The sequence below is a fragment of the Pedobacter kyungheensis genome, from assembly GCF_000812965.1.
GTDB lineage: Bacteria > Bacteroidota > Bacteroidia > Sphingobacteriales > Sphingobacteriaceae > Pedobacter > Pedobacter kyungheensis.
This window is the reverse complement of the sequence record NZ_JSYN01000002.1, coordinates 1-24,059: the sequence shown is the minus strand read 5'-3', so window position 1 is coordinate 24,059 and position 24,059 is coordinate 1. Positions and strand designations below refer to the sequence as shown.

Below are 24,059 nucleotides of genomic sequence, written 5' to 3'. Positions count from 1 at the left end.
TCAATTCAAAACCATATCCACAGATGAAACCCTATTAAGACATCCATTTTATATAACTGAAAAACAGCACGTTAAAAATACCGCGTAAGAGTGAGTAGATAATAATTTTGATAACTTTTAAATGCGTTATTTCTTTGTCCCAATCTGCTTAATAAAGATTTTAAAACAGATGCTGCGCTTTGGTGGGCCTGGACAGGGGACGGTCCAGCCTTCCAGAAGCCAGCAAGTAAACTAAACTATGAAACCAAGTGCCACACCCGCTAAAATTATTGAAAGCATACAAGAATTTTATAATGGAAAAGAACCAGAAATCATCTATGCTGAATTAGATATTAATAAAGAATGTTTTGATACCTGGATAAGGGATTTTGGAACTATTGCCAACGAACTGATGGAACTGCGAGATGAGAACGAGAAACTGCGACTCATGTTTACCAATTTAAGTCTTGTAAATCAAAGTTTGCGCAGTTCTCTTGATAGCTTAACCCGCTCCGATTCTAAATTAATTGATCTGTTGATAGAAAAACGAAAGACCGGTAACCTCCGTTATCCCTAAAATATATCCCTTACATGCCAAAAATCATCATCTTAGAAAACTACCCGGCAACGCTTGATGCAATTAAAATGATTTTCGAGTTTGAAGGATATGAAGTATTGGCGCTTTCAGGCCCACAAAATTTACACACTCTGGTATCGGATTTTAAGCCTGATATTATTTTAGTTGATGCTTTGCTCGGATTAACAGATGGGCGTTCTATTTGCACCGAATTAAAACTATCTGTTCATGCGCATATCCCCATCCTGCTAATGTCGTCGCAGATGAATTTTATCACCAATCCACATATTGCTGTCCATTGGGATGATTATATCGAAAAACCATTCGAAATGATCGCTATGGTAAACCGGGTAAAAATGTTGCTCACAAAAAAAGTAAGCCAGGATTAGAATACTTAATCCTGGCTTACTTTCGATATTAATCTGTGTATTATCCAAAAAGGTCGCTGCTCAGATAACGGTCTCCCCTGTCGCAGGCAATAAAAACAATTGTTCCTGATTCCAGCTCTGATGCCAGTTTTAATGCTGCTGCACAGGCTCCACCTGAGCTCATGCCCGCAAAAAGTCCTTCTTCTTTAGCCATTCTACGCGACATTTCTGTAGCTTCTGCCTGCGCAATGTCCATTACACGGTCTACCCTTTCTGGCTCGAATATTTTAGGTAAATATTCTTCCGGCCAACGCCTGATGCCCGGGATAGATGATCCTTCAGTTGGCTGACAACCTACAATCTGAATATTGCTGTTTTTTTCTTTAAAATATCTCGAACAGCCCATAATGGTACCTGTAGTACCCATCGAGCTTACAAAATGGGTAATCTCACCTTCGGTATCGAGCCAAATTTCAGGGCCGGTGGCTTTATAATGCGCCATATAATTATCCGGATTGGCAAACTGGTTTAATAAGAAGTGTCCGGGCGTAACTCCTTTGGCCTCCGCGTAATCGCGGCACTCTTCTATACTCTCCAGCAGCGTTACCTTAGCACCAAAGGCTTCCATGGTTACTTTACGTTCCCTTGTCGAATTGGCGGGCATTACCAGTTCTATCTCTAAACCATATAAGCTTGCTATCATGGCCAGTGCAATGCCCGTATTTCCGCTGGTAGCCTCTACCAGTTTGGTTTCCGGAGTTACCTGTCCGCGTTCTATTGCGCTTCTGATCATGTTTAATGAGGCCCTGTCTTTTACACTCCCTCCTGGATTATTGCCTTCCAGTTTGGCAAATACCCTTACTGCAGGGTTAATATTAAGTTTTTGGAGTTCGGCCATTGGGGTATTACCAATGAGATCGATTATTCCTGCCATATTATGCTGTTTTAACTTGTTTCTTTATGGTTTCTGATGGTAATTATTGGCGAATGATAAGCGGTAGAAAATGGCTCAATGCTTTCAGTAAGCCAAACATTCCCGCCTACTATACTATCGTGCCCGATAACGGTATCGCCACCTAAAATAGTTGCTCCCGAATAAATAACTACACGATCTTCTACTGTTGGATGCCTTTTGCTCCCCGCCAGTACCTTCTTAACACTCAAAGCACCGAGGGTTACACCCTGATAAAATTTCACATAACGCCCGATGATACTGGTTTCGCCAATTACAATACCTGTTCCATGATCGATGTAGAAATATTCTCCTATGCTGGCCGCCGGATGAATATCGATGCCGGTTTTTGAATGTGCATGCTCGGTAAGTATGCGTGGAACGAGTGGAATGCCAAAATTATACAAAAGATGCGCAATGCGGTAAAAACAAATGGCATAAAAGCCAGGATACGTTCTGATCACTTCAAACCTGCTTTGCGCAGCCGGATCGCCCTCATAAATGGCAGAAATATCGGTGTTAAGGATGCGGTATAACTCAGGTAGTCCGGCAAAAAACTCACCGGCTACATTTTTGCATTCGCTGTTTTTCAGTTTACAACTTGCCGAGATAATCATAAAAAGCTCGAGCTCCAGGCCTGACACATATTGTTTCAGTGCCGAAATATCAGCGAATTCCTCCCCTGTGTTTTCGGGAAAAATGACCTTAATCAGCTTTTCTGCCCAATTCGAGATGACTTCGTTTGGTGGAATGTTTGGCTGTTCGAGGGGATTTTTAAAAATATGCTCAAAAAAATGGTCCTCCATCATTATTGTTTGCCCCACTAAAATTTGTTTTGTTGATTAACTATATAGATTTAATCGTTAAATGTAAGTTTTGTTTTTTTAATCCTAAACTTAAAGCGCAATTATTATCAGAAAAATTGCGTGTAAATAACATTAAGACAATTAAAGCCCATCACAACTAACTTGAATAAGTATTTCGATTTACAAGAATTTATGAGTGAAGACAGAATAATTAGCTTTTTGGCCATTTGGCCAGTGAAATGGTTTTGGTTCCTCCTGTCTTGAGTTTTTCAGAAGTTAAAAAAACCGATATCGCTTTGCTGCTGTTGGCAGGTATTTCAACCGTAAAACCTACAATTACAGTTCCCGGGTTTGGAGCGTCGTAATTGGTAACCGGAACCGATGGCCATTGCTTTATATTGATTTTAGCTTTGGTTTCTATATGCAAATAGCATTTTTTACCCTCACTGGTTAGTTCTATAGTATTTGCATTTAATACTTTTACCACAGCAGGTGTAACCATCGACCAACGTAAAGTTACCTCCTGGTTACCTGTTTCTACCTCATCGCGAATCAGCACTGTCTTTTTATCAATCAAAGCTACTCCTCGTACTGCTTTTTTTAGTTTATTGGCGTAGAGTGTATGCATATCAACCACAGCATTCATAAAATTACTTTGGTCAGAACTGCTGAGAAATACTCCTTTTCCATTTACCAGTTGAAAAGCGCTGTCAACAGAGAGGGTATTATGCGCAAGATTGTTATATCTGAATATTTTCCAGCGCTGTGCATCTTGTTTACTGTTCCATAAATCAATCCCCTTCGATTCTAATGACTCATACTCCTGCATGCCTAAATCCATAGCCCAACGTACGCCCTGCGATTCTATAACAAAGGAACCTACATCCATATGAGCATGACTGGTAGCCGGAGAACCTCCTTTGAAGCCTATAAATGTAGCTAAAGAATCGGTCCATGAACTTCGCATTAAAGCTACCGGTGTAGGGCCATTGCCCAGCCAAAATTGTGATTGGGGTTCGCGAACACCCTTTAATGATATATCTTTCGCCCATAAAATGGCCGAAGGCAGTAAGCGGTTGTTTAATAATTTAGGGTTGAGGAGTTGTGTTTTACTTACCCAGAGCAATGAGGGTGACTTTGACTTCGAAGCAAACCAAAAAAGCGCGGGATTGAATTCTGCTACGGCCCTGCTATCTGAATAATTAAAAGGTTTACCGGAAGGCCCGGTCATATTGACCATGTATGCCGCCGTTTGCAGAAAACCCGGAGCCTTACTTAAGCCAAAATCTTGTTTAAATACACTTTCTAAAGCACTAATTAGCATAACATTAAAAGAGGTACCGTATTCCCAGTAAGCATACCCTTCAGGATAAGCCCCATCGGGTGCGTATTGTTTCATGGGCAATACCACACTTTTTATAGCCCGGTTTACCAGTTGGGCTGAAAGTGCAGGGTGTTCATCAAAAGTGGCAATGGCACCAAAAGTAATTCCCGAATTGCACACCTGGTTCCAGTTATTGGTAATGTTGAGCCAGTTATTGTAGCGCTTATCCATTGAAGGTTTTATACCCTTTTCCAAAATGGCTTGTGCAATTGTACGTCGTGTTTCGGGATCCAAATCATTGTACAGCCAATCGTAACCGATGGCCATCGCCATAGTCATTTCTCCAACATCAAGAAAATGCGAGGGGTTCCAGTCTGTAAATGCCGAAACAGCAAGCATTTGCTGTGTTGCACTTTGCAGGTATTTTTTATCGTGGGTTAACCGGTAGCTATAAGAAAGGTAATAAATTCTTTTAAGTGCTTCACGCGATACATCTAGGAGTCTTTTCCCAGTCATAATCCGGTTTAGCCCTGGCAGGCTAAGCATTTTATCTGCTCCGGTAATTACAGCCTGATGGATTTTCATTAAACCGGCATCGCGGTTAATCTCCTGTGTAATTTGCTTTTCGAGTTCGGATGAGATTAGTAGCCTCGGATGAGCGGGCATTTTAAATGTAGAATCGATACTATTGGTTTGCCCAATAGCCATGCTCCAGTAAAAGAGCATGGCTATAAAGCAAAAACCTGTTTTGAATGATCGTTTCTTCATTCAGTGTGTTTATTTTTTCTGTTCAGATAGGAAGCTAACCAGCGAAGCCAGTTCTTCATAAGATAACGAATTGGCCAGACCTTCCGGCATCATCGAGGTTTCCAACTCTTTACGCGAAAGAATATCGCCTGCTTTGATGGTAAAAACTTCACCGGCAATATTACGCAAAACCACTTTGGCAGCAGTTTCTTCCTGAACGAAGCCCATATAGGTTTTATCGCCTTTTGCAGTAATCATTACCGAAGCAAATCCTTGTGAAATAGAAGCATTTGGCTTTAAAATCGACTCGGCAATTTGCTCACGGTTCATAATTGAACCGATTTGCCCCATAAAAGGACCTTTCATTTTATCAGTTTTATTTAAACTGTGGCAAGCAATACAGCCCTGATTGTTAAAAATGGTTCTTCCTTTCACAGGGTTACCTTGTAATTTATTAATGGCAAGCAATACATCTTCAATTGATGATTTACCTACCTGTCCTTTTTGATTTTTAATTTTTTCCAGATCAATTTTAGGCTCTTCAACTGCTGCAACTTTTTCCTCTACGGCAAATTCAGCAATATCCATGCGGTTACGCTCATTTAGATCAACAAAAAACTGTTTTCCGCTGGCACCTTGTTTAAGCGCTTCTTCTTTTAAAAATTTCTCAATTACCGGCGATTCTGACCAGGTAACCGCTTTAAAATACGGACCATGCGAATCCGGACGTGTTCCCCACCACCAGCTCGCATCGTAAGCAATTTCTTCCTTATATAAACGTGCTAAAGTAATTAAAATCTGTTTTTTCAGTTTTTCATCCTGAGCTGTTTTATAATTATCGATTAATCCGTTTACGGCTTTTGCATTGTGCATATAACGTAATGCCCATAAAGCAAGGTCGGCATTTTCGGTTTTAATAGCAGCTACCATCGCATCCGTTGCTTGTAACGATACTAAAGCCCTAACTGCCAGGTGAGGTAAAATGATAGCTGAATTAGGTGTAGCGTGAGGTCCTTCTATGCCTTTTGCAGGTGCGGTAAACGATGCCGGAACCTTGGTAGCCAAAAGCACTTTTGCAGCTTCGTCTACCTTACCCAAACGGTTTAAACCGATAATAGAAACGGCATGTACACGTGGAGAAGCATCCTGAAGCCCCTGTAAAAATGGCTCAATTGGCACATTGGCCAGATAAATTTTACGATCAGTTAATGCTTTTAACGCAAATTCTTTTACTGCATTATCTTTTGTTAATGCTACCAGCTCAGTAGTAGCGTTTTCTTTGGCTAACTGTGCATAAGTGTAGATCCCCGCAACACGAACATCGAGTGGTAAAGCCTGATCAGCAGCAATTTTTAAAGCAACCTCAGTGGCTTGTTTATTATTGCGGGCAACCAATTCCTGCGAAGCTGCAAGGCGGCCTACCGAACTGTTCGATTTAAGTAAATCTGTTAGTTTTTTAACAGATAACTTTTTTACATCAGGGAATGCCTTATAGCTCCAATCGGTTGGTACTACACGAACAATATAACCTTTATCCGGACTACCTGAATAACCTGCCCCATCCCATGCAGAAAGGTAAAGTCTTCCGGATCCATCTACATCTAAATCGGTAATTTGAGGAAGTTTGATAAACTCTTCGTCTTTTTGGGTAAAAGTTGGTCCATCAGCAGTAACCCTGTGGATGTACAACATACTTCTTCCCCAGTCGGCCATCATCGGCACGTTGTTGTATTGTGCAGGCCAGTTTGGTTCATTCATAAATAATGCACCTGTACCTGAACCACCACCTAAATCGGCAAGGGCAGGAATAATTTCGTCGGTAAAATGCTGGAATAAAACCGGGTAACCGTATTCGCCCGACTGAATGTGATGTGAAAAACGTACATTCCATCCGCCACCATCATTGGTATTTTCGCGGGTAAATACGTTCATATAAGGATCGATAGCTACATCGTATACGTTACGGGTACCATGTGTAAATACTTCCATTTCGGTTCCATCAGGACGTACACGTACGATACCGCCACCAAGCATGGTCATTTTTTTGCCCGAGCGGTCTATGGCATCATGGAAACCAAAATCGCCTACTGAGATATAAATCCAGCCATCGATACCCATTCTAATGCCGTTGGTAGCATGGTCGGTACCGCGTTCGCGAATGTATTTTTCATTGCTGATGTGCTCGATTAATGGTTTTTCAGGTCCATCGGCTTTACCATCGCCATCTTTATCTTCAAAAACAACCAAATTCATACCTGTAGCTTTACCGGTTTCTTTAGAGAAAGTGGTATGCAATACAAATACCTGGTCGCCCTGAACAATGATACCGCGTGGATTATCTACATCGGCAAAATCGGTATGGCCATCCATTTTACCATCGTTATTTTTATCAACGAGTTTAAGAATACGACCTTTGCCGGCATCTTTACCCAAAGAGCCAATCATATCTACGCCAACAAATACTTCGCCGGTTGGTGCAACGGCCAAACATGCCGGACTTGGCGTAATATCTGGTCCTGCAAAATTAGTAATGGTTAATCCCGGAGGCGCTAAACGGGGTTTCTCGGGTTCACTAAAAAGGTTTTTAAAACCCAGGAAAATAATAGATAAGTAAATTAAACTTAAAGAGAATTTGATCATTGTGTGTGTTTGTTATTGTCTTTTTTTGGTTAGTGTCGGGTAAACTTACAAAAAATACAAATTAACTCTTGCCAAAATTTTGTTATAATTAACTTTTCTTTGAATTACTCACGCTAAACAGCACTTATTATAATCATTCTCATAAAAAAAATCAGAAATTATTGCTTTCTACGCTACTTTATGTTAAACAATTCTAAACACGAGGACAGCAAAATCAAAAACAATAAAGCATTATAGACGAGCAGAAATATTCAGATACACGCTTAATTTATCAGGGTTAATTAAAAATTAACATAAAAATCACACAAACAACACAATATAATCATCGTAAAGCAGCAATCCAACTGATTTACATTTCAAAATCCAGTAAAAAACACCTAAAAGTCATTTAAATACAAAATAAAAAAGATAATTACTTGATCAATTGAAGATTTTTTATTAGATTTACCATACAAAATTCATTAAATCAGTACGTTATGAAAAATATCTTTTATATTTTCCTGACTGCCCTGATCTCTTCAATTGCTTTATTAACAACGGATGCTACTTTTGATCCCGAATTGGTTTATAGCACCGTAATATTAATCTGGTTACTGTACATCTGGTACCACGTGTATGCAAACAAGAGAAACTACAGCGAGTAGTCTGTATGCTTATTAAGTTGTTTCCCAATCAGCAGAGGTGGGTAGGAAGGGTATTGATTTTTAATTGGCAATTAGCAATAACCAATACTCAATGTTCAATTACCAATAACCAATTAGCAAACTGTGTTTGCCTCCACCTTGAGTAATTAGATTTAGTTTCGCTGAGCCTTCGGGTCCTCAACTCCGCTAAGCTCCGCTACTAACGACAATCCCATAATTAAATCGTCATTTCGACTAAAGCCAGCTGGTTTTTCGCCGGTGGCGAAATGCCCGCCTGCATCGGGCAGGGAGAAATCTAATCCATACAGATTTAGCTTCGCTGAGCCTTCGGGTTCTCGACTCGCTAAGCTCCGCTCGAAATGGCGGATGAGCTATAAGTATGACTAATAAACCAGTAAACAAATAACCTGTTTACATAAACTTAACCTAACCGGCAGTTCTTCGGATTGCATATCTTTTTATCTTTAGCGATATGTACTGGTACGAAGAAGAGGTTAAGCAATTGGAAAAAACACATTGGCTGGACCGGGAACATCCTGGCATTGTATTCTATGGCAGCTCGTCCATACGTTTATGGCATAGCCTTGAAGATGATTTTCCGACCAGCAAGGTAACTAACCTGGGCTTTGGCGGCTCTACTTTAGCGGCCTGTGTCTGGTTTTTCGAAAGGATCATGACCAATTACCGGCCAAAGGCACTGGTTGTTTATGCCGGTGATAATGATCTCGGAGATGGCCGGCACCCTGAAGAAATATTTATCTTTTTTCAGCAGCTGATGGCCAAGGCGAACAGCCGGTTTAATGATCTGCCCTGTTATTTTATTTCCTTAAAACCCAGTTTAACCCGCTGGCACATGGCCGATCAGTTCAGGTACACCAATAACCTGATTGAAAGCGAAATTATTAAGCATAACGGAAACTGGAAATTTATTGATGTTTTTAAAAGGATGCTCACAAAAGAAGGTAATCCAGATCCCATATTTTACGACCATGATGGCCTCCACCTCAGCGAAGCGGGTTATCGCCTGTGGACGCAGATCGTTAATGAGAAATTAGGTTAATCATTACCATTAATTAATATCCTGATAATATCGAAGCCCTATTTTTCCCTCAAAGATTTAAATTAATGAAAAGGGAATACCATAAATGGTTCAGCCATAGCTTACAAAGAGATATGGAACTTTTGTTTTTTGGCCACAGCGGAAGGGCAGTAATCTTTTTCCCCACCCGGATGGCCAGGTTTTATGATTACGAAAACTGGGGGATTATCGGCTCCTTAAGCCAACAGATCGAAAATGGCGAAATTCAGGTATTTTGTTTAGATAGTATTGATGGCGAAAGCTTTTATAACGACGGTGTATTCCCATCGGTACGCATAGACCGTCACCTGCAATACGAAAAGTATATTTTAGATGAAGTAATGCCCTTTATCGGGCAACAAAACAACAGCGGTTATGTAGAAACTGCAGGTTGCAGCATGGGCGCTTACCATGCCATTAATCTGGCTATGAAATACCCCTGGTTGTTTAAAAAAGCTGTTGGCATAAGCGGCAGATACGATTTAACCGACAACATAGGCGACTTTAAGGATTTGCTCAGCGGATTCCATAATGACGAAGTGTATTTTAATATGCCGGCGCAATACATTGCCAACCTTAACGACGACCGCTTATTAACGGCTGTAAGAAATATGGAAATTATACTGGCAGTTGGCGAAACCGATCCTTTTTTAAGCGGCAACCAGCACCTCAGTACCTTATTATGGGAAAAAGGTATCCCGAACCAGTTTCATACCTGGGAGAGCAATGCACACCGCCCCCACTACTGGCGTAAAATGGCACCGATGTACATTTAAAACAGGTTAACGTTATTCTGTCGCCGAAAAATAATACTGTTTAATGGCAATAGTTGATGCAGGTTCTGTTGCACCTGCTGCACCAATTCCGACAGTAGCTTCTATGAGCCATTTCTCTGGCGAAGCATTTGTTTTGGCCACCCTAGCCCCTTTAACCGTTCCTTTTAATGCTTTAAACTCAATACCGAAGCATGCCGGGCAATACGAAACATATTTTACCTTACCCGCTTTAACATCCTCGTCAGTTAATGAAAACCGCTCACCTTGCATTGGCGCCTGCATGTAAAGCCAATAAGTACGGCCATCGCCCTGGCTCCTTACCCAAAATATGCGGTATTGCCCTTTGGTTAAAATTAAATTGTCACCACTCATCGCTGCATTATCAGCATACATAAAACTGCAACTCGCCCCCTGCGGGCATTCGGTTAAATTTTGCTCATCAATGGTAAAATCCAGTGGTGTATCGGTTTTCTTTTTGCAGGCCGTTAAAGTACTTAACACCAATAAAATAAAAGCTGTTGTCTTGAAAGCGTTTTTCATGATTTTGTTTTCTTACCTAGACGTGCGCAGCAGGCTATCCGCTACAACAGCTATATTAAGTTTATGTTAAATCAATTAAATGTACAAAAAAATGGTTCAGTGGGGTTTAAACATCAAATAAACCCTTTCAAACACATGCGCTTAACGTAGATTGAACAAGAAAATATGGAGTTTGCAACTAAATATTAAATCGACAAAAAACATGAAACAAGGCTTATTGATTAATCATTACTAAGGCGTTGTTTTTTATTTTACTGCTAAATTAAAATACTGCTTAATGTAAACGGTATCTACAGGTATCTTAGAATTTTCGGCTGCTAAAACAATAGTGGCATCCAACAACCATTTTTCGGATGCTGTATTTGTACGCTTTACCTTAATTCCTTTAACAGTTCCAGCTATTGGAGTTGATTTATAATAATCGCAACTAGCACAAGAAAAGAAATGTTTTACTTTCCCGGCAAGAATATCGGCTTCGGTTAATAAAAAACTATCTCCCTGCATTGGCGCCTGAAAGTATATTGTAGTGGTGCTAAAGCCATTCTCTTTCTTAGCCGAAAAAACCCGGTACTGGCCTGGCATAACTGTCATCGGCTGATTAACGATTATGCTATTATTAACATATTCATATGTGCAATTTCCCTGAAGGCATTCGGTTAAATTTTGATCGTCTATGGTAATCTCGGATTTCTTTTTACAAGCATAAAAGCCCCAAATAAGGAATAGAAAAGCAATGGTTATTTTGAAAGCGTTTTTCATAATTTATTTTTTTGTTAAAACGGTACCGCACAATATAACGCTACACCTCTTGTTATAAATTGATTTCAATATCGTATTTAATAAGATGGTATCCGGATAAAAATAATATCTGACTGTTGAAATACTTTTCTCTTAACCTGGATTGAACAAGAAAATATTATGTTTGCAGCTGAACATTAAATCGACGAAAAAACATGAAACAAGGCTTATTGATAGATATGGACGGGGTGATTTACAGCGGGGAGGCATTGATATTTGGTGCAGATAAATTTATTAAACATTTAATTGATGAAGATATTCCCTTTGCATTTATGACCAACAACAGTCAGCGAACCCAACTCGAAGTGGTACGCAAACTGAAAGGATTGGGTATAAAGGTTGAGGAAAGCCATGTATATACCAGCGCGATGGCTACGGGTAAATTTCTTTCTGACCAAAGCCCTAACGGTACAGCATACGTTTTGGGCGAGGGTGGTTTATTGAGCAGTTTACACGATCATGGTATTACATTGGTAAATACCGATCCTGAGTTTGTGGTTTTGGGCGAAGGAAGAAATTTCACACTCGAAATGGTACAACGTGCGGTAGATATGATTCTGGCTGGAGCTAAATTTATTACCACCAACCGCGATCCCTCACCTAAAAAACCGGGCTGGAATAATTTAGGGATTGCTGCAACTACCGCTATGATTGAAGAAGCTACCGGTAGGAAGGCTTTTGTTACGGGTAAACCAAGCCCGGTAATGATGCGTTCGGCACGTAAATTTTTAGGCCTGGAAACCAGCGAAACTACCGTGATTGGCGATACGATGGAAACGGATATCCAAGGCGGTGTGCAGATGGGTTATAAAACGATCTTGGTGCTTTCGGGCATATCAACCAAAGATACCTTAGGGCATTATGCTTTTAAACCTGATATGATTGCCAGTTCGGTTGATGAGATTCAGTTTCCACTCAACTGGTGGGAAGGCAAATAGTTAGTTCTGAGTTTGGAGTTGGGAGTTTGGAGTTTGGAGTTGAGGCCTTAAGTAATTCCTTCAGTTGATTTAGTTTAGCTGAAGGAATTATTTTTTGCATCAAATAGCTAGATTTAGTTGTGTCGAGTACTGTGTGGTTCTCGACTCCGCCCTGCTCTTTATCAATGATGGCTCCACTAATAGGATCGTCATTTCGACTGAAGCCAACCGGTTTTCTCGGGTGGCGAAACGGAGAAATCTATCAAGACAGATTTCTCGACTCCGTTGCCCCCGATAGCTATCGGGGCCGCTCGAAATGACGGTTGGTTATGGGTAGCCTAATGGTTACATAGCTCATGAACCATTGAACAGATGAACAAATAGTTATGGCTTGGTCAACAAAGGAATGTTTGTGAAATAGCTACTCCCATCAAAGCGTGGACTGCAATCGGTTTTGAACGCTGCATCTTTCGGGGCATCATCTTTTACTGTTGCCTGTGTTGCAGATAAGTGTGCTACACTTAAAACTTTGCTGTTATTTTTAAGCTGAGGTGCATCTGTATTAGTCGGTTTATTAGCGGTAAAGTCTTCTGCTTTCATCAGTAAGGCTACTGCCGGAATAACCATTAACAAAGCGGCGCAAGAAATCAGTCTCATAATATTTCGCTTAATTTATCTCTCCGGAAAGCTTGCTTATATGTCCAAACAATAGCCCGTTGAATTGCTATTGCTTCTACTTTCAGAAATGTAATACAAAGATGAAAAGCTGTTATTACCGGTTTAATTAATTAGGATTACGAAATTGTTAAAAGGAGGCTACCAGTTTTAATTGAATATTAATAACATCACAAATCAATAGTTGCATTTTAATATAGCGATGCAATCGCTAATCTCATGTATCCTCGTTACAAACGAAGACAATAATGATAAGATTTTACATAAATTAGCAATTCGGTATAACTTTCGTTTCTATATTTGCGATAAACTTAACAAGCTAACAATTAGACAGATATTACTTTCGCAAACTAATCAATTATGAAAGCGGTTATTAAAAAGAAAAGGAATATTTATAAACTTATTAAGGTTGACAACAACACGATGATAAGTTTTATATTCAGAAAGACCGGATTAATTCTCAGAAAGGATGAAGAAGTTAAATCATCCAGGGTGTCTGCTTATGGTAGTGATTATGCCTTGCCTTAGCGTTTGATAATGCTTATCCATTCCGTTGCATTGGTTATGATAAGACCAATACCCCATCTGTTTTAGCCTGCCTTTGGTTGATGCGATGTTTTCGGACATGTACGACAAAGAACAACACTGTTTAATAGTTCTCGTTTGTCACAAAGTGATTCCTTTGGAATAACGAGAACGAGAGAACTGTGTATTTTAATATAGCGATGCAATCGCTAATCTCATGTATCCTCGTTGCAAACGAGGACAATAATGAGTGCGGGTTCAAGTGTTAGCCCACCAGTAGACTATGTTTGCCTTCTATGCTCGTTTGCGAGCTAAACAGCATCAATTGTAACCCCATTAGTGCGCTATGTTTAGCTTCCAGTGTCGTTTGCGAGCGCACCAGCATCAAATGTAAACCTATCAGTACGCTATGTATGGCTTCCACTGCCGTTTGCGAGCGTACCAAAGTCAATTGCTGCATGTATACAGACAATTGGTCAGTGTACAGATCGAATTGTTAGCCTACATCTGACAATTGGTCAGTCATCAGCATATAAAACATTTAAACAGCAAGCTAGGTTTCCTCTTAATCGTCTTCCTTTGCAAAAAAGAATGAGCGAAATATGCATTTGTAATGCATGGCAATACAATCACAATGCTCCTTTATCCTATTTGCAAGCAAGAACAACAGGCTATAAAAAAAAGATTGCGCAGCAACATCCATCGCTACGCAATTATTAACTAACTAATCAAAATGTTTATACTGTTGCACATTAGATCACCAATCCTACGTACGTCCAGTATCAGGTAATTGTATTGGATATCCTAATAAACCAAATTATATTACCACTTTGTCTCCATTTAAATTACATTAATTAAGTTTTCAGCTCACTGAGCATATCAAAAGAAGATGACCAATTACATTTTGGCATCCATTAATTTCGTTGTTTTAGCTTTTGGCGCAACCAATTTCATCTTGATTACAAATGCCTGGCTGGGTTGAAAATCTTTTGGAAGAAGTACATCATAATAAGTATTCTTATCCAGGTCGATACCCATATCTGATTGTTTTAAGGTTAAACTTTTTCCACCAACCAACAGTGCTGCACTGCCCGGAACCTGTGTAGCATTTTTAGGCACAGCAATGCGCACAATGCCATTTACCGGTTGATTGAAAATGGTTAAATACAGCTGATCTGCTTTTTGGGTAAAATAGCCCAGTTTGGAAGGCGTTAAAGCGGCATGACGTACCCCATAAACGGCCTCGGCATTTTCTTTTACCCATTTACCTATTTCTGCGGCTATTTTATCTTCTTCGGGATGCATATTCCCGTTACCATCCGGACCAAAGTTTAATACGAAATTACCGTTCATCGATACCGAATGCATTAACATATCGAGCAAATCGTCGGTAGTTTTGGTATAAATGCCCGACCAATCTTTCATATAACCCCAGCCATTTGGCGGAATAGTCATCACTGCATCCCAATCGTTGCCGTTTAACCATTCAAATTCGGCAGGAAGCTTACGTTCCCATCCCTGCTCATAATCGCCCAAAATAACACCGTTCGAATCGAAATGGCGCGAACCATGCTCATCATTGCGGAAACGGGAACCGATAATTAAACCCGGATGTTTTTCGCGCAGTTCTTTTTCTAAGTTATAGGTAAACTGATAAGCACTTTTCCATGATGCATCCCAGGTACCATCGAACCAGAAGCCTTTAATTTTTGGATAATTGCTTTCCAGTTCCAGGAGCTGATTGCGGGTATATTGCAAAAATTTATCAAATCTGGCCTTTTCTTCATCTGTTTGAGGAGCCTTACCCATATAGTTCGGATTGTTCCATTCTAAAATCGAAAAATACAGGTAAACATCTATACCTTCGGCCGTATAAGCGTCTACAATCTGCTTTACAATATCTTTTTTATAAGGCGAAGCCGAAACATTATAATCTGAATATTTGGTTGGCCAAAGGGCAAAACCATCATGGTGCTTGGTAGTAAAAATTACATACTTCGCTCCCATTTCTTTAGCCTGTTTAGCCCAGCGTTTGGCATCAAAGTTTTTAGGATTGAACTGTTTGTATAAATTATCGTAAGTTTTGGTCCAGTCTTTAGGCGCAGTTGGACCACCCCATGAGCGGATCCATTCTGAAGCTGCTGCCCCACCCCTCGCACTTACGCCATTCCATTCGTTACCGGCAATAGAATAAATGCCCCAGTGGATAAACTGCCCTAAACCATAACTGCGAAAGGCCTGCATATCCGCATCGGTACGGTTGCGTGGTGTAAGCGAACCATATTTCACTTCAATCAGGGTATCGCGTTTCTTTTTTGGGCCTGTCCACTGTGCATTTGCCTGGCTTATGCCAGCCACTGCTGCAACAGCAATTAATGCGCATCTTAACGTATTCTTCATGTATATTTTTGTGTGTTTAATCTTTATAATTTAAGGGTTTCTTCCTTTTTACAGGTAATTCGGGGTTTTGCAAGGGCTTTAAAGGATTGTAATAGTACAAACCTGCCTGACCGTAAAGTGTTAAATGTGGCTTTAAGCTATTGCTAAAGGCGGCAAAATCTTTACGATTGTTTTTGGTCCAGGCGGCTTCGGCTAAAGCCGCAATGCGTGGAAAGAGCAGATAATCCAAACGGGCATCACCATCTACGGTTTCGGTCCAAAGATCGGCCTGAATACCTAAAATGAGTGGTTGTTCTTTTGCATCTTTGGAAAAAGAACGGGCATCGAACTGGTATACCTGCTCAACCGGATTATACAACTTGTTCCATTTGCGACCATACTGATGGGTACTATCCTGCACGAAATCGAAATAAAGCGGCAAGCGCGGGCACAACACGGTTTGATAGCCTTTATTTAATGCACTACGCAGCTGACCTGGTTTATCGTGCCGCCACCAGAAAATAATTGTTTTTTCCCTGGGTACGCCCACATCAACCATTTCATCCCAAAAAATAGCTTTAGCACGAAGGTTGTAAAGCGAATCGGCCATCCGTTTCATGAAATATTGTTCTACTTCAATATCGTTTTTAAGGTTTTTCTGCTCGCGCAGTTTTAAAATATCGGGATTGCTTTTCCATTTTTCATTGCCATAACTCACTTCATCTCCTCCGAGGTGAATCATTCCGGCAGGGAAAAGCACATTGGTTTCTTTCAGGATATCGGTTAGGTAACTGTATGTTTTTTCTAAACCGGGGTTAAAAGTAAATTCGGGATGACCTGCCGAACCACCGCCTGAATATTCGGGATAAGCCTTGTTGGCAGCAGTGGCATGACCGGGCATATCTATCTCAGGGATTACCTTAATATAGCGTTCAGCAGCATAAGCTACAATTTCTTTAATATCGGCCTGGGTATAAAACTGAGCTGGCAAACCGGGATTTAAAAAATCGCCTATTCCGCCAATAAGTGCCAGGTTAGGATATTTCTTAATTTCTAAACGCCAGCCGGGCTCATCGGTTAAATGCCAGTGGAAGGTGTTTAGTTTGTAAAAGGCCATCCAGTTTAAAATCGATTTCACCTTTTGTTTACCAAAAAAGTGGCGCGATTCATCGAGCATTAAGCCACGCCAGCCATAAGCAGCGGCATCAGTAATTTCGGCAGCCTCAATCTGGTTATTTTTAGCCGTTAGCGCCATTTGCAATAATGAAATTACACCATAAAAAACTCCGTTCGGGTGACTTGCCGAAATGGTAACCTGGTTAGGCTTTACACTCAGCTGGTAAGCACTCGAATCGGCATTTTTCGTGCCTGGTTTCAGCACCAGTGCAATGCTCGCACCTTTAGCTTGCTGCTGTATGGTAATGCCTTTTTGACTCAACAGCTCATTTTGAAAATAGTAGGCAATTGTTTTTAACTGATTATTGTTATAGCTGATGGTACTGTTACTGTTTAACACAAAAATACCTTCGCCTTTAACATATTTATCGGGCATAGGGATAACGTTGCCAGGTGCCTGGGCAAAGACAACAGTTGTAAATAACGATAGGGCCAGAACAAGTAATTTCATTAGTTGGTTGTTATTTTTAATACATAAACCGGAACATTGGTTGTGGCTTTAAAATCAGCAGGTAAATCCAGTTTCAACTCCTGTTTGCTGCTGCTCCATTTAATTTTCTTCTTACTGCCCAATAGGTTAATGTCTTTTATAGCGGTGTTTTGGTTATTAATTTGCTTCAATACCACCTGCGGTGTTTGCCAGCTCCTTAAAAACACATAAATCAGTTTATCTTTCGCGGTGTAATATACATCTGGTGCAACAGATTGTGGTGTGCCATCAAAAACAGCATCTTTGGTAGCGCTTTTACTGGCTTCAATGCTGGTATTTTCTTCTGATGTGGTGTTACTTTCTTTAACCACAAGCCAGGGCTGTGTACCATAAATGGCTTCCTGATTAATTTTCATCCAGCTACCTATTGCTTTTAATCTGGCCGTAGCCCAATCGGGAAAGGTACCATCACCCTTAGGCCCAATGTTTAATAACAGGTTACCGCCATTGGCTACCACTTCTACCAGGTGGCGCACCAATACTTCGGGCGATTTCCAGGTGCTGTCGTGCCGGTTATAACCCCAGTTTTTGCCAATGGTTAAGCAAGATTCCCAGGCTTTTTTAGACGATGGCGTTAACGATTGTTCTGAAATCGAAAAATCGCCCAGCCCATTCCCAATACGGTTATTAACCAAACAATTGGGTTGTAATTGATGTACCAGTGCTTTCAGTTCGGCACTTTCGGTTTTACTGATTAACTCTGGCGTATCGAACCAAAGCACGCCAATAGGGCCGTAATTGCTTAAGAGTTCGGTAATTTGTGGTTTAACCTTTCTTTCGAAATAACGGTTAAATACCTTGGCATCTTCGTTCGGGTAATCCCAGGTGTTACTTCTACCGGCTTTTACAGGCCAGTTGGTCGGCACATCGGGATCTTGCCAGTCTCTGCCCAGCGAGTAATACAAACAGAGCATGAGCTGGTATTTTTTACAGGCTTTGGCCAGTTCGGCAATGGGATCGCGTTTAAACGGACTACGTTTTACGATATTGTAATCGCTGCTGGCCGAATTGTACATGGCAAAGCCATCGTGATGTTTAGCAGTAAAAACAACATATTTCATTCCGGCATCTTTAGCCTGTTTTACCCAGGCATCGGCATCGAATTTAACCGGATTGAATTGGTTGGCAATGGTTGCATATTCGTTTACGGGAATACGCTCGTACAGCATAAAATGTTCACCTCCTTTTACCGCATGGTTTTTCCAGTCGCCGGCAGTTTGGGCATACAGCCCCCAATGCAGAAACATACCGAACTTATCGGCTTTAAACTGATCTAAAGGTGCTGATTGCGCAAACAGCTTTGTGGCCAGGCCAGCAATCAGTAAGGTAAACAGGGATATTTTTTTCATTCGTATTTTTTTACACTCCGGAAGAAAATACTCCCGGAGTGTAAGGTATTAAAATTTAGTCTCTTAATGTAGTCAAATCTGTTGCCGGCGCCGGTAATCCCAGGGCTGTTATTTCATCATAAACCGACTGCGTTACGGGTAGCCCCCATTTCTTAAAAAAGTCGCTCAAATCCTTACCACTGATGTTACAGGCTTTCAACATAAAATAACGCATTTTAGCTGCATCAGTTGTTAGCGAAGGATTTTCGGTACGGGTTTGCTTGTGCAGGGTAATATAAAAACTATCGCCATAAGCCAGCCATAGCTGATAAAACATACCCAGGCGTGTATCGTTGGCATTGGCAACGGTGCCATTAAAATTACGGCTGGCCTGCGGAATGGCAAAATAATTATCAACCGATGTCCATTTGCCATCGCGGTTCATGCGCGATGGTGTAACCGCAAAATAACGTTCGGCAGCCATCGCATACAAGTTAACCGTCACTTCGGTCAAACCCGTCCAGGTCCATGGCCCCTGCTGGTGAATGTGGCCGATTTCGTGCCATAATCCCCAACCGGAAACGCCACCTACATTGGTATTTTGCAGGATACGGTAAGTTAAAGAACGGATGTAGAAAATACCAATCCCCGCAGCCATGTAATCGCCTGAATTTGCCGGATCTCTAACGGTAATGAGATATTTGTATGGACCTTTGGTATGCAGGCTTGTAGAACCATCTATGCCACTGAAAGCATCTTCTGCATCGACAATCTGATCAATTTTGGTGCTCAACAACTGCTGATCATCGGTTTTGTAGGTAATGGCATCGTCTCTACGGGCAACTACCAGGGCACGATCGGTTTCGATAATAACATCGGGTACATTACTCAAACTATCGAGCATGGTTAACCAATCGGCATGGCTGGTTACATTTTTCTTAAAATAAGGCACAGGTTTAAAACCTTTGCCAAAACTCAGACTGGCAGAAGCAGCGGGCGTTGCGCTGCTTACATATTTTACCCAGGCCATACCGCCGTACTGATCAGCTTTAATTTTGTTTAAGCCGACTTGCAGCGTGTAATAAGTACGCACCGGCCGAACATTATCTCTGAATGGCGTTCCCAATACCAACTGCGGCAAACGGGAACCGCTTACCTGCGCAACGGTAACGTATATAGAATCGTTAGCAGCAACATAGTAACCGGTTGATAGCATTTCGTTGTGGTTAGACTGGATTAACCTGTTTGCCACAGCCTGGCTGCCTACGTTTTCGGTATAGGTTTGTGTTAGCGGCGCAACCATGCCCGATACCGGACCAGAAGCCATAGCCTTGTTCTTTAACGAAAATGTCTGGCTATCGGTCTCTGTATTTGGCTTTTTACAAGCGGTAACCGACAGTAAAAAAGCGAAGCTAAGCAAGCTTAAGGGATATATCTTTTTCATATCGGCTTAGTTTAGAGGGCGATTACTTTAATAGAAGATGCCTTATCGTTAAAGGTCGAAACGTAAGTACTCGAAGAAGTGAGCTCAATGCTGCTTCCGGTAAAGTTATCACCATCGTACATAATCACTTTCACTCCTAAGCCCAAATTAACAGACGATACATCATTATTGCTTATGCCACGGCTGATTAAATCGGCAGTTGTATATTGACCAACAGGTAATGATATGGCATAACCGCCGTAATTTGAGTTCTGGCAGAACTTAGCCGAACCATTAGCCCCGATTTGCGGCACGCCATTTAAAAATGAGAAAGAATAGGTTTGTGTAATTACGTTTCCATTTTTTAGCAGGAGTTTGGCTTTTAACTCGTAAGGCTCGTTGGTTTTGTAGTAAAGTTCGCTTAGCGGAATACTTCCGGCAATAGTATTTCCGGTTCCGGGCGCAAACCTCCAGGTTACCGCATTATAATCTTTGTTTGTGCCGGTTCCTTCGTTATTTACGTTCGGGTCCATATAAACCAAAATATCGGTTACCTCTTTATTGCTGGTAAAACTTCCGCTTAAATTAAAGGCCTGTGTAGTGCTGTTGAAACTTGCATTGGCATTAATGGTAGTGGTAGCACTTTCATAAGGTGTTTCAGTTGGCAATGGATTTTGAAAAATCTCATTGCGGTTTAAGATAGCGGCATCAACTTCGGTTAAAAAGGTTGGTTGGCCTTTACTGAAGGTTACATTACCCGATCCCATTAAGGAAGTACCTAAAGTAGGTTGCTCAGAAGCATATTTGGCATGGTCATGCGGTAAGTTTAAACCATGGCCCAGTTCGTGCAGCATGCCACCCAGTAAATTAGAGCTCGCATTAGGAATTTTATCTACCGCCATATTTGCATTATCAACCGCAAAACAGTTTCGGCCGTAACCGTAAAAAGGCTGGTCGCCACCATCGGTACGGTTGGGTAATAGAATCAGTGTGTGGCTCGAATTTGAAAATTCTGAAGCATGCGTAGCTTTATAAGCGGCAATTTCGTTCAGGATTTTAGTTGCCGATACACTTGAAGAATAAGGGTAATCTGCCTGCGGGCCAGCGGCCGGGATTTCAATAAACCTCACCAACCCGGTCGAGTCAATTTTAGGCAAGCCCATGTACTTGTCGTAGCCATACCTTTGCATTTCGGTATGAAACCAGTTCTGAAAATGAACCATTAAATCGGTTAATCTGGTTTTGTAATCGGATAGCGCCGGATTATCGGTTGGCACAAACATTACAATGTTTAAATTTTTGGTATTGGTAACAAAACTCGGCGGAGTGGTTCCCGAGCCTAGTGCCAATGTGTTTGGTTTTGCCAGCGTTGTTGTTTGTGGTTCGGCAACAGGCGCTTTTTTGCATCCGCTCATCAACATGCCGCCAGAGGCAGTTAAAAGCAGGGCCAGACAAATTTTTTTGGTGTTTTTCATTGTTTAAGTGGTTTAGGTTATGGATTATTTAGTTGTTTTAATTCATAGTTTTAATCTTGATTTAAAATGTGCTCCCTCATCCCAACCGGTTTACTGCCTGCATTGACCAACAAGCAGTAAGGCTGGGTACTAACTCAAACTAATCTATTTTTTATACTGTTATTTTATTGAAAATACGCTCCTATGGTATACATCCCCTGTTCAGCATTAGTACCATCGAAACCAGTTTGTGCGGTTAACGATACGCTGTATCTTTTATAACTTTGGGTAGGAATATCGAATATGATAAACGAGCCATATACCTCATAAGCAGACATTGAACAACCGCCATAAGTACTGTCGATCGTTACATATGCATTGTTAGCTGTATTGCCCGGATCTTCAATCAACACCGATTGCGCACCCGTTGTTGGGTTTAAGGTAACGGTTACATAATACTGCGATTGATCGTAAGCGGTAGTTAAAATCTGTGCCGGTGGTTGAACGCATTGTGCTTTTACCTGACTATTGATTGCAAAAAAGCTTAGCAAAAGAGAAAAGATTACTATAGTTTTCTTCATGGTTAATTTATTTTTTGATTAAGATATTGTGTAAACAGGGCGATACGGGTATTATTAAGGGGTCGTGATCACAGGTAGATAATTCTCTTCCGGCTCAAAAGGACCCGCCCACTCGATGTTGTAGGCACCAAATGAACCTTTGAATTCTGTTACATGCGCACTGTTTACACCGTAACCACCAGCATATACTTTCCAGCTAATGGTTACCGGCCAGGTATTAAATTCCGGATCCATAATATAAGCATGGTCGATACCATCATTTTCGGTAATGAATAACCAAATTTTAAAAGTACCCAGCTCGTTGGTAATTTCGTGGTAATACTCTTGTGTAGGAGTTTGTGCTTTTGTAGCGGCAGGTTTAATTACCACAAAAGCCAGCATCAGGGCGAATAGCATTAAGGTTTTTTTCATAATTTTTGAGTTTTTATTTAGGTTATCTGTTTTAGCAGCCTGAAACCCGAACTTTACCTGCACCTTAATCTGAATGTTATTAAATACATCCTTTTTCCTGATCTGCCCACGCTTGTTTTGTCCAATAAGATTGGTATAGGTTAGCTCTAATTTGGTTAAATCAAAACTGGAATATTATTGCCTTAAAAAAGATGAAAATTGTAAACAAAAAGGTAGAAAAACCATCAATTTCGCTTTATTTCACCGCTTTCTGTTGCTGAATGAGACAATCATGACTGAGCAAAACGCAATGCCTGTTTCTTTAAAAGGTAGATAAAATTCCAGAAATCTCTGTCGAAACACACAGTTTCAGGGCGGAGTAAAGTTTTAACACGAAGGTTCGCAACACCAAATGATATTATTAACTTTGCCGCACATGATTTTATATAAAACAAACGAACAGGTAGAGCTGATGCAGATCAGTGCCTTATTGGTGAGCCAAACCCTTACAGAAGTTGCTAAAGTTTTAAAAGCCGGTATGAAAACACTGGAAATAGATAAAATGGCCAATGAGTTTATTTTAGATCATGGCGCTGTTCCTTCTTTTTATAACTACAATGGTTTTCCTGCACATATTATCACCTCGATTAACGATGTGGTAGTACATGGTATTCCGGGCAAAGAAGAGCTACGTGATGGCGATATCATTTCAGTGGATGTGGGTACCATTAAAAATGGCTGGCACGGTGATCATGCCTACACTTTTGTAATTGGCGATGCAAGTCCTGAAGTTTTAAAACTGGTGAAAACCACAAAAGAATCGTTATTCGAAGGTATTAAAGAAGCCGTGGTGGGCAAACGTTTGGGCGATATTGGCTTTGCCATTCAAAACTATAACGAAAAACAAGGTTATGGCGTAGTGAGGGATCTGGTTGGGCATGGCCTGGGCCAGAGTATGCACGAAGACCCGCAAGTTGCAAATTACGGTCGTAAAGGCAGTGGCACCATGTTAAAAGAAAACCTGGTAATGGCTATCGAACCTATGATTAACATGGGTACGAAAGATGTATTTCTGGATAAAGACAACTGGGCTATCCGTACAGCCGATGGGAAACCTTCGGTTCATTTCGAACACGATGTTTGTGTTAAAAAAGGCCAGGCATTAATCCTTTCTGATTATTCGATTATTGAAGCCGCGGAGAAAGCCAATGTTAACCTGAATACTTCTTATTATTAAGAGATATATAGTGGTGCTGATCACGAAGTTCTTATAGGAATTGTCATGTTGAGCCTCCCGATGAAAATCGGGACAAGTAATCGAAACACCTCAAAATATATTAAGGTTAATCCTTCGGCAAACTAACATTGACAGATATATAAAACAATCGTCATTGCGAGGAGGAACGACGAAGCAATCTTAATACGCTCGCTATTAGCCATCGTTGCAAGATTGCCTGCCTGCTACAGGCAGGCTTCGTCGGCTGAAAAAGCC

General features: G+C 40.9%; 21 protein-coding genes. 7 read left to right on the top strand and 14 right to left on the bottom strand.

Annotated elements, in window-relative coordinates; genetic code table 11:
• Window positions 1-238: 238 nt before the first annotated feature.
• Together OC25_RS00930 and OC25_RS00925 are read left to right on the top strand one after the other, a co-directional pair.
• Entirely contained in the window at window positions 239-556 is a 318-nt protein-coding gene (locus OC25_RS00930; protein ID WP_039470812.1) for a hypothetical protein, read from the top strand.
• Window positions 557-570: 14 nt separating this feature from the next.
• Window positions 571-945, top strand: a complete 375-nt coding sequence (locus OC25_RS00925) for a response regulator (protein WP_039470809.1) — start codon at window positions 571-573, stop codon at window positions 943-945.
• A 40-nt stretch (window positions 946-985) separates the two neighbouring features.
• Here OC25_RS00925 and cysM read toward each other — a convergent pair whose 3' ends face one another.
• From cysM to OC25_RS00905, 4 genes are all read right to left on the bottom strand, one after another.
• A complete protein-coding gene (gene cysM / locus OC25_RS00920) occupies window positions 986-1,858 on the bottom strand; it encodes a cysteine synthase CysM (protein ID WP_039470807.1) in 873 nt (290 codons plus the stop codon).
• A gap of 11 nt (window positions 1,859-1,869) precedes the next feature.
• Window positions 1,870-2,700 carry a serine O-acetyltransferase gene (locus OC25_RS00915; RefSeq protein ID WP_342418088.1) on the bottom strand — a complete coding sequence of 277 codons (831 nt, stop codon included), beginning with the start codon at window positions 2,698-2,700 and terminating at the stop codon, window positions 1,870-1,872.
• A 193-nt stretch (window positions 2,701-2,893) separates the two neighbouring features.
• Window positions 2,894-4,774, bottom strand: a complete 1,881-nt coding sequence (locus tag OC25_RS00910; RefSeq protein ID WP_039470805.1) for a heparinase II/III domain-containing protein — start codon at window positions 4,772-4,774, stop codon at window positions 2,894-2,896.
• A 9-nt stretch (window positions 4,775-4,783) separates the two neighbouring features.
• Window positions 4,784-7,393 (bottom strand): DUF7133 domain-containing protein, encoded by a 2,610-nt coding sequence (locus tag OC25_RS00905; RefSeq protein ID WP_039470804.1) that lies wholly within the window; start codon window positions 7,391-7,393, stop codon window positions 4,784-4,786.
• A 476-nt stretch (window positions 7,394-7,869) separates the two neighbouring features.
• Here OC25_RS00905 and OC25_RS27765 point away from each other — a divergent pair, with 476 nt between their 5' ends.
• The 3 genes from OC25_RS27765 (at window position 7,870) to OC25_RS00895 (ending at window position 9,891) form a co-directional block, all read left to right on the top strand.
• Complete coding sequence (locus OC25_RS27765) at window positions 7,870-8,037, top strand: hypothetical protein (protein WP_156131359.1); 168 nt, start codon at window positions 7,870-7,872, stop codon at window positions 8,035-8,037.
• A gap of 472 nt (window positions 8,038-8,509) precedes the next feature.
• Window positions 8,510-9,097 carry a GDSL-type esterase/lipase family protein gene (locus tag OC25_RS00900; protein WP_039470803.1) on the top strand — a complete coding sequence of 196 codons (588 nt, stop codon included), beginning with the start codon at window positions 8,510-8,512 and terminating at the stop codon, window positions 9,095-9,097.
• A gap of 65 nt (window positions 9,098-9,162) precedes the next feature.
• Complete coding sequence (locus OC25_RS00895; RefSeq protein ID WP_039470801.1) at window positions 9,163-9,891, top strand: esterase family protein; 729 nt, start codon at window positions 9,163-9,165, stop codon at window positions 9,889-9,891.
• Between the two features lie 12 nt (window positions 9,892-9,903).
• Here the strand turns inward: OC25_RS00895 and OC25_RS00890 are convergent, their stop codons facing one another.
• Complete coding sequence (locus OC25_RS00890; protein ID WP_039470799.1) at window positions 9,904-10,431, bottom strand: hypothetical protein; 528 nt, start codon at window positions 10,429-10,431, stop codon at window positions 9,904-9,906.
• Window positions 10,432-10,677: 246 nt separating this feature from the next.
• Window positions 10,678-11,190, bottom strand: coding sequence for a hypothetical protein (locus tag OC25_RS00885; RefSeq protein WP_039470797.1), 513 nt, complete (start codon window positions 11,188-11,190; stop codon window positions 10,678-10,680).
• Window positions 11,191-11,384: 194 nt separating this feature from the next.
• On the opposite strand from OC25_RS00885, the gene OC25_RS00880 reads away from it, so the two are divergent.
• Complete coding sequence (locus OC25_RS00880; RefSeq protein ID WP_039470795.1) at window positions 11,385-12,167, top strand: HAD-IIA family hydrolase; 783 nt, start codon at window positions 11,385-11,387, stop codon at window positions 12,165-12,167.
• Window positions 12,168-12,530: 363 nt separating this feature from the next.
• Here OC25_RS00880 and OC25_RS00875 read toward each other — a convergent pair whose 3' ends face one another.
• From OC25_RS00875 to OC25_RS00840, 8 genes are all read right to left on the bottom strand, one after another.
• Window positions 12,531-12,803, bottom strand: a complete 273-nt coding sequence (locus OC25_RS00875) for a hypothetical protein (protein WP_156131358.1) — start codon at window positions 12,801-12,803, stop codon at window positions 12,531-12,533.
• A 1,440-nt stretch (window positions 12,804-14,243) separates the two neighbouring features.
• The gene (locus OC25_RS00870) at window positions 14,244-15,746 is read right to left on the bottom strand and encodes an alpha-L-fucosidase (protein ID WP_245221832.1); all 1,503 of its coding nucleotides are present in this window, start codon (window positions 15,744-15,746) and stop codon (window positions 14,244-14,246) included.
• A gap of 16 nt (window positions 15,747-15,762) precedes the next feature.
• Complete coding sequence (locus OC25_RS00865) at window positions 15,763-17,352, bottom strand: beta-N-acetylhexosaminidase (RefSeq protein WP_039470788.1); 1,590 nt, start codon at window positions 17,350-17,352, stop codon at window positions 15,763-15,765.
• Entirely contained in the window at window positions 17,352-18,740 is a 1,389-nt protein-coding gene (locus tag OC25_RS00860; RefSeq protein WP_039470786.1) for an alpha-L-fucosidase, read from the bottom strand. Before OC25_RS00860 ends, OC25_RS00865 begins: the two co-directional genes overlap by 1 nt.
• A 55-nt stretch (window positions 18,741-18,795) precedes the next feature.
• Window positions 18,796-20,163 carry a M60 family metallopeptidase gene (locus OC25_RS00855; protein WP_039470784.1) on the bottom strand — a complete coding sequence of 456 codons (1,368 nt, stop codon included), beginning with the start codon at window positions 20,161-20,163 and terminating at the stop codon, window positions 18,796-18,798.
• A gap of 11 nt (window positions 20,164-20,174) precedes the next feature.
• A complete protein-coding gene (locus OC25_RS00850; protein WP_052265866.1) occupies window positions 20,175-21,617 on the bottom strand; it encodes a hypothetical protein in 1,443 nt (480 codons plus the stop codon).
• A 164-nt stretch (window positions 21,618-21,781) separates the two neighbouring features.
• A complete protein-coding gene (locus OC25_RS00845; RefSeq protein WP_039470782.1) occupies window positions 21,782-22,177 on the bottom strand; it encodes a hypothetical protein in 396 nt (131 codons plus the stop codon).
• A gap of 54 nt (window positions 22,178-22,231) precedes the next feature.
• Window positions 22,232-22,588, bottom strand: a complete 357-nt coding sequence (locus OC25_RS00840) for a hypothetical protein (protein WP_156131357.1) — start codon at window positions 22,586-22,588, stop codon at window positions 22,232-22,234.
• Between the two features lie 415 nt (window positions 22,589-23,003).
• On the opposite strand from OC25_RS00840, the gene map reads away from it, so the two are divergent.
• Window positions 23,004-23,804 carry a type I methionyl aminopeptidase gene (map, locus tag OC25_RS00835; RefSeq protein ID WP_039470778.1) on the top strand — a complete coding sequence of 267 codons (801 nt, stop codon included), beginning with the start codon at window positions 23,004-23,006 and terminating at the stop codon, window positions 23,802-23,804.
• Window positions 23,805-24,059: the final 255 nt, after the last annotated feature.

Bases quoted from the DNA above. Each gene is read 5' to 3' on its own strand.
- OC25_RS00930 (WP_039470812.1), top strand. From the start codon at position 239: ATGAAACCAAGTGCCACACCCGCTAAAATTATTGAAAGCATACAAGAA.
- OC25_RS00925 (WP_039470809.1), top strand. From the start codon at position 571: ATGCCAAAAATCATCATCTTAGAAAACTACCCGGCAACGCTTGATGCA.
- cysM (WP_039470807.1), bottom strand. From the start codon at position 1,858: ATGGCAGGAATAATCGATCTCATTGGTAATACCCCAATGGCCGAACTC.
- OC25_RS00910 (WP_039470805.1), bottom strand. From the start codon at position 4,774: ATGAAGAAACGATCATTCAAAACAGGTTTTTGCTTTATAGCCATGCTC.
- OC25_RS00905 (WP_039470804.1), bottom strand. From the start codon at position 7,393: ATGATCAAATTCTCTTTAAGTTTAATTTACTTATCTATTATTTTCCTG.
- OC25_RS27765 (WP_156131359.1), top strand. From the start codon at position 7,870: ATGAAAAATATCTTTTATATTTTCCTGACTGCCCTGATCTCTTCAATT.
- OC25_RS00900 (WP_039470803.1), top strand. From the start codon at position 8,510: ATGTACTGGTACGAAGAAGAGGTTAAGCAATTGGAAAAAACACATTGG.
- OC25_RS00895 (WP_039470801.1), top strand. From the start codon at position 9,163: ATGAAAAGGGAATACCATAAATGGTTCAGCCATAGCTTACAAAGAGAT.
- OC25_RS00890 (WP_039470799.1), bottom strand. From the start codon at position 10,431: ATGAAAAACGCTTTCAAGACAACAGCTTTTATTTTATTGGTGTTAAGT.
- OC25_RS00885 (WP_039470797.1), bottom strand. From the start codon at position 11,190: ATGAAAAACGCTTTCAAAATAACCATTGCTTTTCTATTCCTTATTTGG.
- OC25_RS00880 (WP_039470795.1), top strand. From the start codon at position 11,385: ATGAAACAAGGCTTATTGATAGATATGGACGGGGTGATTTACAGCGGG.
- OC25_RS00875 (WP_156131358.1), bottom strand. From the start codon at position 12,803: ATGAGACTGATTTCTTGCGCCGCTTTGTTAATGGTTATTCCGGCAGTA.
- OC25_RS00870 (WP_245221832.1), bottom strand. From the start codon at position 15,746: ATGAAGAATACGTTAAGATGCGCATTAATTGCTGTTGCAGCAGTGGCT.
- OC25_RS00865 (WP_039470788.1), bottom strand. From the start codon at position 17,352: ATGAAATTACTTGTTCTGGCCCTATCGTTATTTACAACTGTTGTCTTT.
- OC25_RS00860 (WP_039470786.1), bottom strand. From the start codon at position 18,740: ATGAAAAAAATATCCCTGTTTACCTTACTGATTGCTGGCCTGGCCACA.
- OC25_RS00855 (WP_039470784.1), bottom strand. From the start codon at position 20,163: ATGAAAAAGATATATCCCTTAAGCTTGCTTAGCTTCGCTTTTTTACTG.
- OC25_RS00850 (WP_052265866.1), bottom strand. From the start codon at position 21,617: ATGAAAAACACCAAAAAAATTTGTCTGGCCCTGCTTTTAACTGCCTCT.
- OC25_RS00845 (WP_039470782.1), bottom strand. From the start codon at position 22,177: ATGAAGAAAACTATAGTAATCTTTTCTCTTTTGCTAAGCTTTTTTGCA.
- OC25_RS00840 (WP_156131357.1), bottom strand. From the start codon at position 22,588: ATGAAAAAAACCTTAATGCTATTCGCCCTGATGCTGGCTTTTGTGGTA.
- map (WP_039470778.1), top strand. From the start codon at position 23,004: ATGATTTTATATAAAACAAACGAACAGGTAGAGCTGATGCAGATCAGT.